Source organism: Delftia acidovorans NBRC 14950 (assembly GCF_001598795.1).
Lineage (GTDB): Bacteria > Pseudomonadota > Gammaproteobacteria > Burkholderiales > Burkholderiaceae_C > Comamonas > Comamonas acidovorans.
On the sequence record NZ_BCZP01000011.1, the window covers coordinates 97,040 to 110,925 of the forward strand.

A 13,886-nucleotide genomic window follows, 5' to 3' on the forward strand; every position below is an offset into this window, starting at 1 on the left:
TTTCCCCAGGCAGGCCCTGGCGCGCCACAGGCGGCGCAGGGCAAGCTATCGGAACGGCTTATAGCTTGGCACAAATACCGTGGCCCACGCGGGCGGCAGGATTTCTATAGTCGCCTGCATCGGGAGCCGGCGCGGCCCAGGCCTGCGGCTCCTTCACCGTTGATGGAACCCATGCCATGCAAGCCAAACCCCTCTTTCAGCTGCCGCGGCGCACCGTGCTCTCGCTGGGCACGTCCGGTCTTGCCGCCGTGTTGTGCGGCCTCACCCTCGCCCACACGGCCTCCACGGCCCATGCGGCCGACGCCTATCCGAACAAGCCGGTCAAGCTCATCGTGCCGTTTGCGGCAGGCGGCTCCACCGACATCGTTGCGCGCGTGATCGCAGAGGGCCTGCGCAGCACGCTGGGCCAGCCCGTGGTGGTGGACAACAAGGCCGGCGCTGGCGGCCTGATCGGCACCGAAAGCATGGCCCAGGCCGCGCCTGACGGCTACACCATCGGCATGGCCACGGTGAGCACGGCCACCATCAATCCCTCGCTGTACACGCGCGCCGCCAAGCTGGAAGGCAGGCTTTTGCCCGTGGCCAACCTGGTGACCATGCCGTCGGTCTACATGGTCCACCCCAAGATGGGCGTCAAGGATTTCCCGGGCTTTCTGGCCAGGCTGCGCGCCCAGCCCGGCGCCTACAGCGCGGGCGTGCCGGGCCTGGGCACGCTGGGCCATCTGATGGTGGCGTCCTTCAACGAGACCATGAAGACCCAGGTGCAGATCGTGCCCTACCGCGGCAACGGGCCGGCGCTCAACGATGCGCTGGCCGGCATGGTGCAGGTGATGACCGACCAGCTGCCTTCGGCCATGCCCCAGATCAAGGGCGGCAAGCTCATCCCCGTGGCGCTGTCGGGCGACAGCCGCTCGCCCGACCTGCCCGATGTGCCCACCTTCAAGGAGCTGGGCTACGCGCAGCTCAACGAACTGGGCATCAGCTGGTTCGGGCTGGTCGTGCCGGCCGGCACGCCACCGGCCATCGTCCGGCAGTTGCAGGATGCGTCGGTGAAGGCCGTGCGCCTGCCCGAGGTGCAAAAGCACCTGAAGCTGCTGGGCGCCTCGGTCACCGAGATGGACCAGGCCCGCTTCCCGGCCCAGATCGCCAGCGAACTGCAGCGCAACAAGGCGCTGCTGGACAAGGCAGGAGTGAAGCCGGAATGAGCGCAGTCGAGCATCTCCAGGACTTCTTCCAGCAGCAGTCCCCGCGCATGGCGGCCCTGGCCGACAGCATCTGGTCCCTGGCCGAACTGCGCTATGCCGAAACCGCTTCTGCCCGGCTGCACATCGATGCGCTGGAGCAGGCGGGCTTTCGCATCACGCGCGGCGTGGCCGGCATTCCCACGGCCTTCCTGGCCGAATGGGGCGACGAGGGCCCGGTGCTGGCCTTCCTGGGCGAGTACGACGCGCTGTCGGGCCTGAACCAGCAAAGCGGCGCCCTGGTCTGCACGCCTTCCACCGACAGCCCCGGCCTGGCGGGCCACGGCTGCGGCCACCATCTGCTGGGCACCTCGGCGCATTTCGCGGCCGTTGCGCTGCAGGAGCACCTGCGCCGCAGCGGCGCCAAGGCACGCGTGCGCTACTACGGCTGCCCGGCCGAGGAAGGCGGATCGGGCAAGACCTTCATGGCGCGCGCCGGGGTCTTCGACGATGTGGACGCGGCGCTGACCTGGCACCCGGCCAGCTTCACCGGCGTGTTCAGCCAGAGCACGCTGGCCAACATCCAGGCGAAATTCATCTTCCACGGCAAGGCCGCGCATGCCGCGCATTCCCCGCACCTGGGCCGCAGCGCGCTCGACGCCGTGGAGCTGATGAACGTGGGCGTGAACTACCTGCGCGAGCACATGCCCACCGATGCGCGGGTGCACTACGCCATCACCGACTCGGGCGGCCTGTCGCCCAACGTGGTGCAGGCGCGCGCCGAGGTGCTCTACCTGGTGCGCGCCGCGCGCAACCACGAGGCAGCAGCGCTGTACGAGCGCGTGCAGAACGTGGCACGCGGCGCCGCGCTGATGACGGATTGCCGGCTGGAGATCGTCTTTGACAAGGCATGCTCCAACCTGCTGCAAAACCGCACGCTGAACCAGGTGATGTATGCGCAGATGCAGGCCCTGGGCCCGCTGCACGTGGACCCCGGCCTGCATCGCCTGGCCGGAGACTTCCAGGCCACGCTGGACAGCAACGACGTGGACCAGGTCAGCCGCCCGTTGGCCAGCGTGCTGCGCGGCAAGGTGCCGGCGGTGTTCGAAGGCCTGGCGCCCTACGATCCTGCCGTGGAGGACACCCTGTTCGGCTCCACCGACGTGGCCGATGTGAGCTGGATCACGCCCACCGTCCAGGCCTGGGTGGCCTGCTACGCCTTCGGCACGCCGCTGCATTCCTGGCAGATGGTCTCGCAAGGCCAGTCCGGCCTGGCCCACGCAGGCATGGTGCGCGCCGCCCAGGTGCTGGCGGCCACGGCCATCGACTTGCTGGAGCAGCCCGAACGCATTGCCCAGGCCAAGGCGGAGCTGCTTGAGCGCCGCGGCGGCCGACCCTATGCGTGCCCGATTCCTGCGGAGGTGCCCTTGCCGTTCATGCGGGGGTGATGGGCCTAGCTCGCCCTGGATGATGGACTACTACCCCATGCCCAGTTCCCGGGCTTGCCCGGGCTTGCCCCTTTGCGCTGCCGCAAACCCACCCCGCCGCCGCGTTGACCCATCACAAGCCCTCCGCGCCAGGCCACGGCGATAGTTGGATCGGGACCCCACCGATACCAACAAACCACAGGAGGACTTGTGAAGCTGATGATTGATCTTTTTTCCACCGACTACGGCCTGATGAGCCTGGGCGCCATCGTCTTCATGCTGATCATGGCGGGCTTTTTCCTGCGCCTGTTCCTGGGCAAGATGAAGCACGTGGCCAACAAGCCGCTTGAATGAAGAAATGCCCAGGCAGGGGCTGGCCTGGGCATTCGCACGCAGCAGCCCTGCGCACTCAATAGTGAGGGGGCAGCTCGTCGCGCAGATTGGTCGCGCCGCCGGCGGGTCCGCCTTCGGGCACCCGGCGGCGCAGGTCGCGCAGCTCGTCAAGCAGCCGTTCGATCTGCTGCTGCTGGCGGTAGATGGTCAGGTTCAGCTGCTCCAGCAGGTCTTCGGTGTAGCTGGCCTTGATCTCCAGCTCCATCACGCGCGCCTGCAGGGCATCGGCGTCTGCGTGCCCGCCGCCATGTTCTGCGTCGTCAGCCACGCTCATGCCTTGAGCGCCTGGGCCAGGCGGGCGATGCCTTCGCGGATCTTGTCCTCGTCAGCCGTGGCGAACGAGAGGCGGAAGCTGGTGGCATCGGGGTTTTGCGCAAAGAACGGCGCACCCGGCACAAAGGCCACGCCCTGGGCAATGGCCCGCTTGGCCAGCTCACCGGCATCGGCCAGCGCGCCGCCCTTGCCGGTCAGGCGCACCCACAGGAACAGGCCGCCCTGGGGCTGCAGAAATTCCACGGCATCGCCGAGGTGCTCGCGCAGCGCATCGCCCATGGCCTTGGCACGGCGCGCGTAGACCTCGCGCACATGGGCCAGGGTGGCGGGCATGGCGCCGGACTTCAGGTACTGCGCGGCCGTGGCCTGGGCAAAGGTGCTGGTGTGGGCATCGCTGAACTGCTTGCACATCACGGCGCGGCCCAGCAGCTCGGCCGGGGCCACCAGCCAGCCAATGCGCAGGCCGGGGCTGAGCACCTTGCTCAGCGAGCCGCAGTGCGCCAGCCAGTCGCGGCTGCCGGGCACCTCGCTGGACAGCGCCAGCAGGCTGGGCGGAGGCGCTTCGCCAAAATACAGGTCGCCGTAGGGATCGTCCTCCACCACCAGGGTCTGGTACTTGACGGCCAGCTCCAGCACCTTCTTGCGGCGCTCCAGGCTCAGCATGGCGCCGCTGGGGTTGCCGAAGGTGGGGATCAGGTAGACCAGCTTGGGGCGGTGCTCGGCAATGAGTTGCTCCAGCGCATCGACCTGGGCGCCTTCGGCATCGATGGGCGCGCTGATGACTTCGGCGCCGTACAGGCGGAAGCACTGGATGGTGGCCAGGAAGGTCGGGCCTTCGACGATGACCTTGTCGCCGGGGTTGATCATGGTCTTGCCCAGCAGGTCCAGCGCCTGCTGGCTGCCCGTGGTCACCACCAGTTGCTCGGGGGCCAGCTCGCGCACGCCCTTGGCGGCCATGAAGGCGGCGATCTGCTCGCGCAGCGGCTGGTAGCCCTCGGTCGCACCGTACTGCAGCGCGGCGCCCGGCTCCTGCTGCAGCGCAGCCTGGGAGGCGGCGCTGATGCCGGCCACATCGAACATGGCGCTGTCCGGGAAACCACCCGCAAAGCTGATGATGCCGGGCTTGCCCAGCAGCTTGAACAGCTCGCGGATGGCGGAGGTTTCTACGTTGTTCAGACGGTCGGCGAATTGCATGGGCAGGAGTCTCTTTGTCGGTGCAATGAAAAGGCGAAGCCTGCATTGTCGCCAATCCTGCCGCAGCTTTCCTGCACGATTAGAAGCCCCCTGAGTCGCTTCGCGCCTTCCCCCTCTCTCCCGGAAGGCAGCTGCGCTCAATCCACCTTGATGTCGGCTCTGGCGGCCACGGCGCGCATTTGCGGCAGTTCGCGCTCTATGCGCTCCTGCAGCGCGCTGGCCGGACCCCATGCGGGCGACAGGCCGATGTCCACCAGCTTCTTCTTCATGGCCGGCTCGGCCATGGCGTCGGCCAGCGCCTTTTCCAGCTTCTTCTGGATGGGTGCGGGCAGGCCGGCCGGGGCGAGGAAGGCAAACCAGGTGTCCATGGCAAAGCCCGGGTAGCCGCTTTCGGCCACGGTGGGCACCTGGGGCAGCAGGGCCAGGCGCTGCGGGCCCAGGGCTGCGATGGGACGGATCTTGCCGGCCTTGATCAGCGGCGTGGTGGCCACCACCGTGTCCACGGCCACCTGCACCTGGCCGCCCATCAGCGCGGTGAGGCTGGGCGAGCTGCCATTGAAGGGCACATGCACCATGCGCATACCCGTGGCGGTCTTGAGCATTTCGCCGCCGAAGTGCACCGAGGATCCCGTGCCGAAGGAACCGTAGGAGAGCTTATCGGGGTCGGCCTTGGCCAGGGCCACGAGTTCGGGCAGCGTGCGTGCAGGCGTTTCGTTATGGGCCACCAGCACCAGGCCCATGTCGGCCACCAGCCCCAGCGGCGTGAAGCTGCGCAGCGGGTCATAGGGCAGCGGGTTGCGGATGGCGGGGTTGAGCGTCAGCGTGGTGCTGGCGCCCAGCAGCAGCGTGTAGCCGTCGGGCGGCGCCTTGGCCACCAGCGCGCCCGCCACCACCGTGCCTGCACCGGGGCGGTTTTCCACGACCACGGGCTGGCCCAGCCGTTCACCCAGCGAAGTGGCCAGCAGCCGGCCCAGGATGTCGGTGGCGCCGCCCGGCGCAAACGGCACGACCAGCTTGATCGGACGATCCGGGTAGGACTGGGGCTGGGCTTTGGCTGCGGGCAGCGCAAGTGCCGTGGCACTGGCCATCAGACACGACAGAAAACGGGAACGGGACAAGGCCATGGCGCGGATCTCCTGGGGGACGAGGGAACGGGAACCTGGGAAAACTCGATGCAGCGGTTTCAGTCGAGCAGCGGGCTGCGCACGCGCGAGAAGCCGCCGGCCTGGTCATAGGCATGGCCGATCTGCAGCACGGCCAGATCGGCCTGTGCCGGGCCGATGATCTGCAGCCCGGCAGGCAGCCCCTGCGGCCCGAAGCCTGCGGGCGCGGCCAGGGCCGGCAAGCCGGCCATGGTGGCGGGCACCACGGTCTGCATCCAGCGGTGGTAGGTGTCCATCTCGCGGCCGCCCACGGCATGCGGCCAGTCCAGCGCCGCATCGAACGGGAAGACCTGGGCTGAGGGCAGCACCAGAAAGTCGTAGCTGTCGAACAGGCGGCGCAGGGCTTCGTACCAGGCCGAGCGCACACGCGCCGCGTCATAGACCGCCATGGCCGGCAGCGCCAGGCCGCGCTCGATTTCCCAGAGGGCCTCGGGCTTGAGCAGGGCATGCGTGACCGGGTCGCGGTACAGGGCGGCGTTGGCCCCGGCCACGCTGAAGCTGCGCAGGTCGATCCAGGCGCGCCACAGGCGCTCGAAGTCAAAGGCCGGCACGGCCTCTTCCACCGTGCAGCCGATGGTCTTGAAATGCTGCAGCGCCGCGCGGCAGGTCTCCAGCAGGCCGGGCTCGGTGGGCAGGTGCCCGCCCAGGTCCCCCAGCCAGCCGATGCGCAGGCCCTTGCAGTCGCGCTGCAGTTGCGCGGTCCAGTCCTTGGGCGGCTCGCTGCGGCGGGTCAGCGGCAGGCGTGCATCAAAGCCTGCCTGCACGGACAGCAGCAGGGCCAGGTCGGGAATGTCCCGCGCCATGGGGCCGGCCACGCTGAACTGCTGGAAGAACACCTCTTCCGAAGGGCCATGCGGCACGCAGCCCACCGAGGTGCGCAATCCATAGACATGGTTGAAGGCGGCCGGCGTGCGCAGCGAGCCCATCATGTCCGAGCCATCGGCCACGGGCAGCATGCGCAGCGCCACGGCCACGCCGGCCCCGCCGCTGCTGCCGCCAGCGGAGCGCGAAGGATCGAAGGCATTGCGCGTGGTCCCGTAGACCGGGTTGTAGGTATGGCCGCCCAGGCCGAACTCGGGCGAATTGCTGCGCGCCACAAACAGCGCACCGCCTGCGCGCATGCGCTCGAACACCACGCAATCGGTCTGCGAGACCTGGCCCGCGAAGATGGGTGATCCCTTGGTCGTCACCATGCCGGCCGCCGGCATGATGTCCTTGGGTGCCTGGGGAAAGCCGTGCAGCGGCCCCAGGCTCTGGCCGCGCGCCAGCAGCGTGTCCAGCTCGCGGGAGCGGCCGCGCAGCCAGTCCCGGTCCAGCGGAGACACCAGCGCGTTGACCACGGGGTTGAGACGGTCGATCTGTGCGCAGTAGGCATCCAGCACCTCCACGCAGGACAGATCGCGGCCCTGGATGGCCTTTGACAGCGCGACCGCCGACATCTCCACGACGCCGCCACCCCCGGTGGCCAGATCCGGCTGCTGCGTTGCGGTGCTTGCGTTTGACTCCATGGATTTCCTCGTTTTTGTGACAGAACGAAGTCAGCATAAGCAGGCGAAACTATTTCGACAATCGCCTTTTTCTTGGCTTATCGTTGCGTTTTTCGCAAACCATGAGCAGGCAACCATGCTTTCCAACCGCCTACAGGACACGGCCCTGCGCTACTTTCTCGAAGTAGTGCGCAGCGGCTCGGTCAGCGAAGCCGCCACGCGGCTCAATGTCTCGCCCTCGGCCGTGAGCCGCCAGGTCGCCGGACTGGAAGAGATGCTGGGCGTGCCGCTGTTCGAGCGCCGCCCGCGCGGCATGGCGCCCAGCCCGGCAGGCGAGCTGCTGGCCGCCCACGCACGCCGCGGTGCGCTGGAGGCCGACCGTGTGGTCTCCGACATCGAGGCCCTGCAGGGCCTGCGCCGGGGCGTGGTGCGCGTGTGCAGTTCGGGCGGCTTTGCCATCGAGTTCCTGCCACGCGCCATGGCGCTTTTCCGCGAACAGTACCCGGGCATGCAGTTCCACCTGCGTGTGGAGGCGCCTGCCGCCGTGACCCAGGCCGTGCTGGGCGGCGAGGCCGATGTGGGCCTGACCTACAGCCGCGCGGCGGCACGTGACATCGAGGTCTGGCACCGCCAGGTCTCGCCCGTGGTCGCCATCATGCGGCCCGACCATGCGCTGGCCCGGCATGCCAGCATCACCCTGGCCCAGATGCATCCCCATGCCATTGCCCTGCCCGAGGACGCCAACACCGCGCGCCAGCTGTTCGACATCGCCTGCAGCCACCGCCGCCTGGTGTTCGAGCCCGCCCTGGTCAGCGGCCAGTTCGAGACCCTGGTGCACTTCGTGCTGCACGGCGGCGGACTGTCGCTGGGCGGTGAGGTCACCATGCGCGAGCGCGTGCGCCGAGGCGAGCTGCATGCGGCGCCCATCCGCGAGCGCGGCATGAATGCGCGCGCCATCGAGCTGCAGACGCTGTCCGGACGCACCCTGTCCAAGGGCGTGCGAGCATTTGTGGAGCACCTGCGGGAACTGCTGCCGCCTGGGTAGGAGGAAGAGGAGAAGGGAGAAGGGAGAAGAGGGGGAACGGGTCTCAAGCGCAGCGGCAGGCGCTCAGGCCGGCCCGCCTTCCAGCTGGCGCTGCGCCCAATGCCACTGCGCCCGGCGTGTGGCCTGCCGCAGCCGCTGTGCCAGCGCCTGGCGCTCAGGCAGGCCGGGCAGGTACTCGGCCATCTGCACGCCGCGCAGTCCCAGCTCCAGCAGCTCGATCTGCTCGGAGCTGTTGCCCGTGCACAGCACCATGCCCATCGGCGTGTTCTCGCCCTGCTCATGCTCATGCCGGTCCAGCCAGCGCAGGTATTGCTCCATCTGCTCCTTGTCCTCGGCCGTGAATTCGCCCACCTTCAGCTCCACCGCCACCAGCCGCCGCAGCTTGCGGTTGTAGAACAACAGATCGAGGTGGAAGTCCTGCTCATCCATATGCATGTGCATTTGCCGCGCCACCAGGGTGAAGCCCGTGCCCGACCGCAGCAGGAAGGCCTCCATCTCGCGGATGATGGCGGCCTGCAGGTCGCCCTCCTGCCAGGCATCGTGCAGTCCCAGAAAATCGAAGATGTAGGGATCGCGCATGAACAGCGCTGGCGACATGCGCTCGGTGCTGCGCGGCGTGACCGGCTCCTGCGCGATCAGCGCCTCGGCATCGCAGGGCAGCGCCAGGCGTTCATAGAGCTGGGAGTCGATGCGGCTGCGCAGCGTGCGTGCGCTCCAGCGCTCGAGGCTTGCCATGCTGGCGTAGTACTCGCGCTGCACTGGGTCCTTGATCGCAATCAGCACAATGAAATGCGCCCAGCTCAATTTCCGGGTCGGCGAGATGACCAGGGGCTGGTCGGGAAACGCAGTGGAGAACTGCCTCATGCGCCACAGGTTCTTCTCCGAGAAGCTGCTGCCATAGTCCTGGACCAGATGACCGGCCAGCACCGGCAGGACCTCATCGCTGCAGCCTGCCTGCCGCACCTCGGATTCATGGCCATGGATGTGCTGGCCGATGTGCCAGTACAGCAGGGTGAGTTCACTGTTGACGTTGGCTGCCACGCGAAGCCGCGCGGCCTCGATCAGGTCCCGCACATTGCCCAGCAGGGCCTGTGACGATGCGAGCGCGGGAGAAACGGATATCTTGCGAGTGGCCATGTGGTCGCCCCCCTCCTGGTGGCGTGATGTCTGGATGTCTGGTGTCGGCGGAATCGATCCGGCCGACTATTGCGATGCGGCCTTGGCCAGTCAACGCCACATCTGCATAACCAGACGATCTGACCCTGGCAGACATGAAAAATCAGAACATTCCTAGACCCTGTTACGCACTTTCAAATACCCGCGCTTGCATGACAATGCACGCCACATCGATGGATACGCGCCCCCACAATGAAAACCACCAGCATCGAACCCTTCTTCGCCACGCTCAAGGCCGCCAATCCCTCGCCCCAGACCGAGCTGGAATACACCAACGTCTTCGAGCTGCTGTCTGCCGTGCTGCTCTCGGCCCAGGCCACGGACGTGGGCGTGAACAAGGCCACGCGCAAGCTGTTTCCCGTGGCCAATACGCCCCAGGCCATCCTGGACCTGGGACTTGAAGGGCTGGAGGGATACATCAAGACCATCGGCCTGTACCGCAGCAAGGCCAAACACCTGATGCAGACCTGCCAGATCCTGGTCGAGCGCCACGGCGGCCAGGTGCCGCGCACGCGCGAGGAACTGGAAGCCCTGCCCGGCGTGGGACGCAAGACGGCCAACGTGGTCCTGAACGTGGCCTTTGGCGAGCCCACCATGGCCGTGGACACGCACATCTTCCGCGTGGGCAACCGCACGGGCCTGGCACCGGGCAAGACGCCGCTGGCCGTGGAGATGCAGTTGATGAAGCGCGTGCCCCCGGCCTATGCCGTGGACTCGCACCACTGGCTCATCCTGCTGGGCCGCTACGTCTGCCAGGCCCGCAAGCCACGCTGCTGGGAGTGCGTGGTGGCGTCGTACTGCGACTACTCGCCCAAGACGCCTGCCCCGGCTGCGGGCAAGCGCTGAGCCTCAATCGGCCTTGAACCCCGTGGCCGCCACGGCCTTGCCCCAGGTGACCGTGTCGGCGCGCATGATGCGGGCGAGTTCGTCGCCCGTGGTGCCCGTCACGCGGAAACCCGCCTCCTCCAGCCGGCTGCGGCTGTCGGGCTGCTGCAGGGCGCGCACGATGTCGGCCTGCAGCCTGGCCACGATCTCGGGCGGTGTCTTGGCGGGCGCGACCACGCCGAACCAGGAATTGAACTCCAGCGACGGATAGCCCTGCTCCCGGATGGTGGGCAGTTCGGGCATGGACTGGGTGCGCGTGGCGCCCGTGCTGCCCAGGGCCGTGAGCTTGCCTGCCTTGACCTGGGGCGCGGCCAGGGCCGCCGTGGCGAAGACGGCCTGCACGTCGCCGCTGAACAGGCCGCCCAGGGCATCGTTGGTGTTCTTGTAGTGCACGGGCTCGGGCTTGAGCTGCACGGCATTGCCGAACATGAAGGCGCCGAAGTGGCCGGGCGTGCCGGCGCCGAAGGTGGCGATGAACAGCTCCTTGCGCTGGCGCGCCCAGGCCACGAAATCGGGCACATTGCGGGCCGGCACTTTCTGCGGATTGACCAGCAGCACGAAGTCGGAGGTGACGACCTGGCTGACGGGCACAAAGTCCTTTTGCGGGTCGTAGGGCAGGCGCTGGTAGGTGTTGGGCGCAATGCTGAGCTGGCCGGTCTCGCCCAGCATCAGCGTGTAGCCGTCAGGCACGGCGCGTGCCGCCTCGCTGGCGGCGATGAGGCCGCCAGCGCCCGGCTTGTTGTCCACGACCACGCCCAGGTTGCCCCATTGCTCGGAGAGTTTCTGCGCGAGCAGGCGCGCCACGATGTCCGGCCCCGTTCCCGCAGGAAAGCCGACGAGCAGGCGCACGGGCTTGCTCGGAAAGGCCGGCTGGGCGCCGACCACGGTCCAGGGAGCCAGCCCGGTGGCCAGCACGGCGGCAAGTGCGCAGGCCACGGCGGTGCGGCGCGACTTCGATGCCTGGTTTTTCATGTGTCTTGTCTCCTGCATTGTGGGTATCGAGAGGGGAAAGGCGCGGCTCAGAGCAGTTCGTGAAAGCGCATCTGCACGCGATCGGGATGGCGCGCGCCGGTGCCGAAGAACAGGCGCTCGTTGATCCAGGCCAGCGCACGGCTGGCCGTCTCCATGCGGGGTGCGCAGCGGAAATAGATGTGCGCGGGGTCCACGGGCTCGCCGCGTGCCAGCTTTGCCATGTGCGCCGGGTCGCCGCTGCGCAGCGCCTGGTTGCAGACATAGATCAGGTCGCCGGCATCGGTCTCCAGCACATAGCGCGCATCGAGCTCGGCCAGCCCGCCGTGCACGATGCGCTGGAAGTCCGCGCCTCCGGGCAGCACGCGCGCGCTCCAGCCGTCGCCCCGGGCCGTGCCGCCCAGGATGGGGATCAGTCGGCGCCCGCCGTGCGCCGTGGCACCGACCTCCTGCGGCGGGCCTACCTGCACGCTCAGGTCGGCGAAGAAGCGAAAGCGCGGATCGGGCAAGGCCGCAAGCTGCGGCACGTCATCTGGCATGGTTCTGGGGCTCCGGTGGTTGGAATCGGGACCTAGCATAAGCACCATTGCCCGGGCCGGCCGTCATCCCGGAAGATGACAACGCCCTGCCCGCCCCTGCCATCCCTTGAGACACTGGACCGCCCCCTCCGACACCCCTGACGCCAGCGCCCTGGGCGGCCATGCGTCCGGCCACGCGCCCAGCCACGCCATCGGCCACATGGTCGCCAGCCTGGGCGAGCCCGGCTTCGCCCGGCAGGTGCTGGAGGCCATGAACCCGCTGCTGCCCGCCGCCTCCTGGTCGGTCTACCGCACGGGCCCGCGCAGCCGGCCGCAGCTGTTCCTGTCGGCCAGCAGCGAGGCGCGCGACACCACGCGCGACTGCTGGTGGGCCTATCTCTCGGGTCCTTATCTGCGCGACAGCACCTGGAACCACGGCGACGCCGGCCCGGCACGCAGCACGGCGCTGTGCCACATCACGGCCCAGGAGGTGGAAGGCGAGCACCGCGCCTTGGTCTACGACGCGCACGGCATGGCCGAGCGCGTGTCCATCGTCGAGCACCAGGACGACGGCGGTGTGTTTGCCGTCAATTTCTATCGCCACCAGCACCAGAGGGCACTGGGCGATGCGCAGATCGACCGCTTCGGGAGCATGGCGCCCGTGCTGCTGGCCCTGGCGCACAAGCACATTGCGCTGACGCAGGCGCAGCCCGCCGTGGTAACGGCCTTGGCCTTGGCCTTGGCCTCGGCCCCGGCCACCCCACCCAGCCAGCCCCGGCAGCGGCAGACACTGCCGGCCCTGCGCATGCGCCTGCTGCAGGCACAGCCCGACCTGACGCCGCGCGAACTCGATGTCTGCGCCCGGCTGCTGCAGGGCATGACGCATGAGGGCATTGCCTGCGACCTGTGCCTGAGCCTGCCCACCGTCAAGACCTACCGCAACCGCGCCTTTGCGCGGCTGGGCATCCACTTTCGCAGCGAGCTGTTCGCGCTGGCCATGGAGCCGCAGGGCTGAGGCCTTGCGTCAATCCAGCGATGCGCCGGACGCCTTGACGATGCGCGCCCACTTGGCGATGTCCTCGCGCAGCAGGGCCGCCATCTGGGCGGGCGGCACGGGCCTGTCCGCCGGCCCGGCCAGCTCCACGCCCGAGGCTTCCAGCCGGGTGCGCAGATCACTGGCCGCCAGCGCGCGGGCCATGCCGTCCTGCAACTGCGCCAGCACCGGCGCGGGCACGCCTTCAGGCGCAAACAGACCCACCCACAGCGTGCCGTTGTAGCCGGGCACGGTCTCGCCAATGGTGGGCACATCGGGCAGCAGCGGCGAGCGCGCCGCGCCGCTCACGGCCAGCGCACGCAGCCGGCCGGCCTGGATATGGGGCAGCGTTGATGGCAGGCTGCCGAACAGCAGCGGCACCTGCCCGCCCAGCACATCGTTGAGCGCGGGCGCCACGCCCTTGTAGGGCACATGCTGCAGCTGGATGCCCGCCATGCTGTTGAGCATCTCGCCCAGCAGATGGTTGAGCGTGCCGTTGCCGGCCGAGGCATAGCGGAACTCGTCGGGCCGGCCCCGGGCCATGGCGATCAACTCGGGCACGGATTTGGCCGCAAAGCCGGGGTGGGCCAGCAGCACATTGGGCACCGAGCCGATCAGGCCGATGGGCCGGAAGTCCTTCACCGGATCAAAGCCCGGCTTGCGGTACAGCGCGGGGTTGATGGCTTGGCTGCTGCTGATGGTCATCAGCAGCGTATGGCCGTCGCGCGGCGCCTTGGCCACGGCCTGGGTGCCGATGTTGCCGCCCGCGCCGGGCCGGTTCTCAACCACCACGCTGGCGCCCAGCACCTCGGCCAGCTTCTGGCTCACCAGCCGGCCCACGATGTCGTTGGTGCCACCGGGCGCCTGCGGGACGATCATCACGATGGGCCGCGCGGGCCAGGCCTGGGCACGGCCCAGCAGGGGCAAGGCGAGTGCAGCGGCCAGCAGGCTTCGGCGGCGCAAAAGGCTTGACGGCAGGGGAAAGGAAGAATCCGGCATGGTCATGTCTCCATTTGTTCTTGTCGCAAGCCCGCATGGTTGCCCGTGCCGGGCCAGCGCACAATCGCGCATTTCCTGACCCGGCCTTCGGAATTGACAAAGCCTTGACCCAGCCCATGCCCTCTTCGCCTTTCATGCCCCTC

At 68.4% G+C, this 13,886-nt stretch carries 14 protein-coding genes; 6 read left to right on the forward strand and 8 right to left on the reverse strand.

Going from position 1 to position 13,886, the window contains the following annotated elements:
* Positions 1 to 176: 176 nt before the first annotated feature.
* From DA1_RS15965 to DA1_RS29765, 3 genes are all read left to right on the forward strand, one after another.
* Entirely contained in the window at positions 177 to 1,205 is a 1,029-nt protein-coding gene (locus DA1_RS15965; RefSeq protein WP_034391869.1) for a tripartite tricarboxylate transporter substrate binding protein BugE, read from the forward strand.
* Positions 1,202 to 2,629, forward strand: coding sequence for a M20 family metallopeptidase (locus DA1_RS15970; RefSeq protein WP_034391868.1), 1,428 nt, complete (start codon positions 1,202 to 1,204; stop codon positions 2,627 to 2,629). The genes DA1_RS15965 and DA1_RS15970 overlap by 4 nt, the downstream gene beginning before the upstream one ends.
* A gap of 198 nt (positions 2,630 to 2,827) precedes the next feature.
* Positions 2,828 to 2,962 carry a DUF3149 domain-containing protein gene (locus DA1_RS29765; RefSeq protein WP_012204679.1) on the forward strand — a complete coding sequence of 45 codons (135 nt, stop codon included), beginning with the start codon at positions 2,828 to 2,830 and terminating at the stop codon, positions 2,960 to 2,962.
* Positions 2,963 to 3,017: 55 nt separating this feature from the next.
* On the opposite strand, the gene DA1_RS15975 is transcribed toward DA1_RS29765, so the two are convergent.
* The 4 genes from DA1_RS15975 to DA1_RS15990 all read right to left on the reverse strand — a co-directional run bounded on the left by DA1_RS15975 (position 3,018) and on the right by DA1_RS15990 (position 7,139).
* The gene (locus DA1_RS15975; RefSeq protein ID WP_034391864.1) at positions 3,018 to 3,275 is read right to left on the reverse strand and encodes a SlyX family protein; all 258 of its coding nucleotides are present in this window, start codon (positions 3,273 to 3,275) and stop codon (positions 3,018 to 3,020) included.
* Positions 3,272 to 4,468 carry an aminotransferase-like domain-containing protein gene (locus DA1_RS15980; RefSeq protein ID WP_034391863.1) on the reverse strand — a complete coding sequence of 399 codons (1,197 nt, stop codon included), beginning with the start codon at positions 4,466 to 4,468 and terminating at the stop codon, positions 3,272 to 3,274. The genes DA1_RS15975 and DA1_RS15980 overlap by 4 nt, the downstream gene beginning before the upstream one ends.
* 137 nt (positions 4,469 to 4,605) lie before the next feature.
* Positions 4,606 to 5,592, reverse strand: coding sequence for a Bug family tripartite tricarboxylate transporter substrate binding protein (locus DA1_RS15985; RefSeq protein WP_034391861.1), 987 nt, complete (start codon positions 5,590 to 5,592; stop codon positions 4,606 to 4,608).
* 59 nt (positions 5,593 to 5,651) lie between these two features.
* Complete coding sequence (locus DA1_RS15990) at positions 5,652 to 7,139, reverse strand: amidase (protein ID WP_034391859.1); 1,488 nt, start codon at positions 7,137 to 7,139, stop codon at positions 5,652 to 5,654.
* 115 nt (positions 7,140 to 7,254) lie between these two features.
* Between DA1_RS15990 and DA1_RS15995 the strand changes: the two genes are divergently transcribed.
* Complete coding sequence (locus DA1_RS15995; RefSeq protein ID WP_013803186.1) at positions 7,255 to 8,163, forward strand: LysR family transcriptional regulator; 909 nt, start codon at positions 7,255 to 7,257, stop codon at positions 8,161 to 8,163.
* Between the two features lie 63 nt (positions 8,164 to 8,226).
* Here DA1_RS15995 and DA1_RS16000 read toward each other — a convergent pair whose 3' ends face one another.
* Positions 8,227 to 9,300 carry a PDDEXK nuclease domain-containing protein gene (locus DA1_RS16000; RefSeq protein WP_034391858.1) on the reverse strand — a complete coding sequence of 358 codons (1,074 nt, stop codon included), beginning with the start codon at positions 9,298 to 9,300 and terminating at the stop codon, positions 8,227 to 8,229.
* 231 nt (positions 9,301 to 9,531) lie between these two features.
* Here DA1_RS16000 and nth point away from each other — a divergent pair, with 231 nt between their 5' ends.
* The gene (gene nth, locus DA1_RS16005) at positions 9,532 to 10,185 is read left to right on the forward strand and encodes an endonuclease III (protein WP_013803188.1); all 654 of its coding nucleotides are present in this window, start codon (positions 9,532 to 9,534) and stop codon (positions 10,183 to 10,185) included.
* 3 nt (positions 10,186 to 10,188) lie between these two features.
* Here nth and DA1_RS16010 read toward each other — a convergent pair whose 3' ends face one another.
* Both DA1_RS16010 and DA1_RS16015 read right to left on the reverse strand, forming a co-directional pair.
* Positions 10,189 to 11,196: a Bug family tripartite tricarboxylate transporter substrate binding protein gene (locus DA1_RS16010; protein ID WP_013803189.1), complete on the reverse strand. Its 1,008-nt coding sequence runs from the start codon at positions 11,194 to 11,196 to the stop codon at positions 10,189 to 10,191.
* A 47-nt stretch (positions 11,197 to 11,243) separates the two neighbouring features.
* Positions 11,244 to 11,732 carry a DUF3237 domain-containing protein gene (locus DA1_RS16015; RefSeq protein ID WP_016453040.1) on the reverse strand — a complete coding sequence of 163 codons (489 nt, stop codon included), beginning with the start codon at positions 11,730 to 11,732 and terminating at the stop codon, positions 11,244 to 11,246.
* A 106-nt stretch (positions 11,733 to 11,838) separates the two neighbouring features.
* On the opposite strand from DA1_RS16015, the gene DA1_RS16020 reads away from it, so the two are divergent.
* The gene (locus tag DA1_RS16020) at positions 11,839 to 12,726 is read left to right on the forward strand and encodes a helix-turn-helix transcriptional regulator (RefSeq protein WP_373861118.1); all 888 of its coding nucleotides are present in this window, start codon (positions 11,839 to 11,841) and stop codon (positions 12,724 to 12,726) included.
* 9 nt (positions 12,727 to 12,735) lie between these two features.
* Here the strand turns inward: DA1_RS16020 and DA1_RS16025 are convergent, their stop codons facing one another.
* A complete protein-coding gene (locus DA1_RS16025) occupies positions 12,736 to 13,743 on the reverse strand; it encodes a tripartite tricarboxylate transporter substrate binding protein (RefSeq protein WP_034398322.1) in 1,008 nt (335 codons plus the stop codon).
* Positions 13,744 to 13,886: the final 143 nt, after the last annotated feature.

What these genes read in the sequence shown, in the direction of transcription:
- DA1_RS15965 (WP_034391869.1), top strand. Translation starts at nt 177, where the DNA reads ATGCAAGCCAAACCCCTCTTTCAGCTGCCGCGGCGCACCGTGCTCTCG.
- DA1_RS15970 (WP_034391868.1), top strand. Translation starts at nt 1,202, where the DNA reads ATGAGCGCAGTCGAGCATCTCCAGGACTTCTTCCAGCAGCAGTCCCCG.
- DA1_RS29765 (WP_012204679.1), top strand. Translation starts at nt 2,828, where the DNA reads ATGATTGATCTTTTTTCCACCGACTACGGCCTGATGAGCCTGGGCGCC.
- DA1_RS15975 (WP_034391864.1), bottom strand. Translation starts at nt 3,275, where the DNA reads ATGAGCGTGGCTGACGACGCAGAACATGGCGGCGGGCACGCAGACGCC.
- DA1_RS15980 (WP_034391863.1), bottom strand. Translation starts at nt 4,468, where the DNA reads ATGCAATTCGCCGACCGTCTGAACAACGTAGAAACCTCCGCCATCCGC.
- DA1_RS15985 (WP_034391861.1), bottom strand. Translation starts at nt 5,592, where the DNA reads ATGGCCTTGTCCCGTTCCCGTTTTCTGTCGTGTCTGATGGCCAGTGCC.
- DA1_RS15990 (WP_034391859.1), bottom strand. Translation starts at nt 7,139, where the DNA reads ATGGAGTCAAACGCAAGCACCGCAACGCAGCAGCCGGATCTGGCCACC.
- DA1_RS15995 (WP_013803186.1), top strand. Translation starts at nt 7,255, where the DNA reads ATGCTTTCCAACCGCCTACAGGACACGGCCCTGCGCTACTTTCTCGAA.
- DA1_RS16000 (WP_034391858.1), bottom strand. Translation starts at nt 9,300, where the DNA reads ATGGCCACTCGCAAGATATCCGTTTCTCCCGCGCTCGCATCGTCACAG.
- nth (WP_013803188.1), top strand. Translation starts at nt 9,532, where the DNA reads ATGAAAACCACCAGCATCGAACCCTTCTTCGCCACGCTCAAGGCCGCC.
- DA1_RS16010 (WP_013803189.1), bottom strand. Translation starts at nt 11,196, where the DNA reads ATGAAAAACCAGGCATCGAAGTCGCGCCGCACCGCCGTGGCCTGCGCA.
- DA1_RS16015 (WP_016453040.1), bottom strand. Translation starts at nt 11,732, where the DNA reads ATGCCAGATGACGTGCCGCAGCTTGCGGCCTTGCCCGATCCGCGCTTT.
- DA1_RS16025 (WP_034398322.1), bottom strand. Translation starts at nt 13,743, where the DNA reads ATGCCGGATTCTTCCTTTCCCCTGCCGTCAAGCCTTTTGCGCCGCCGA.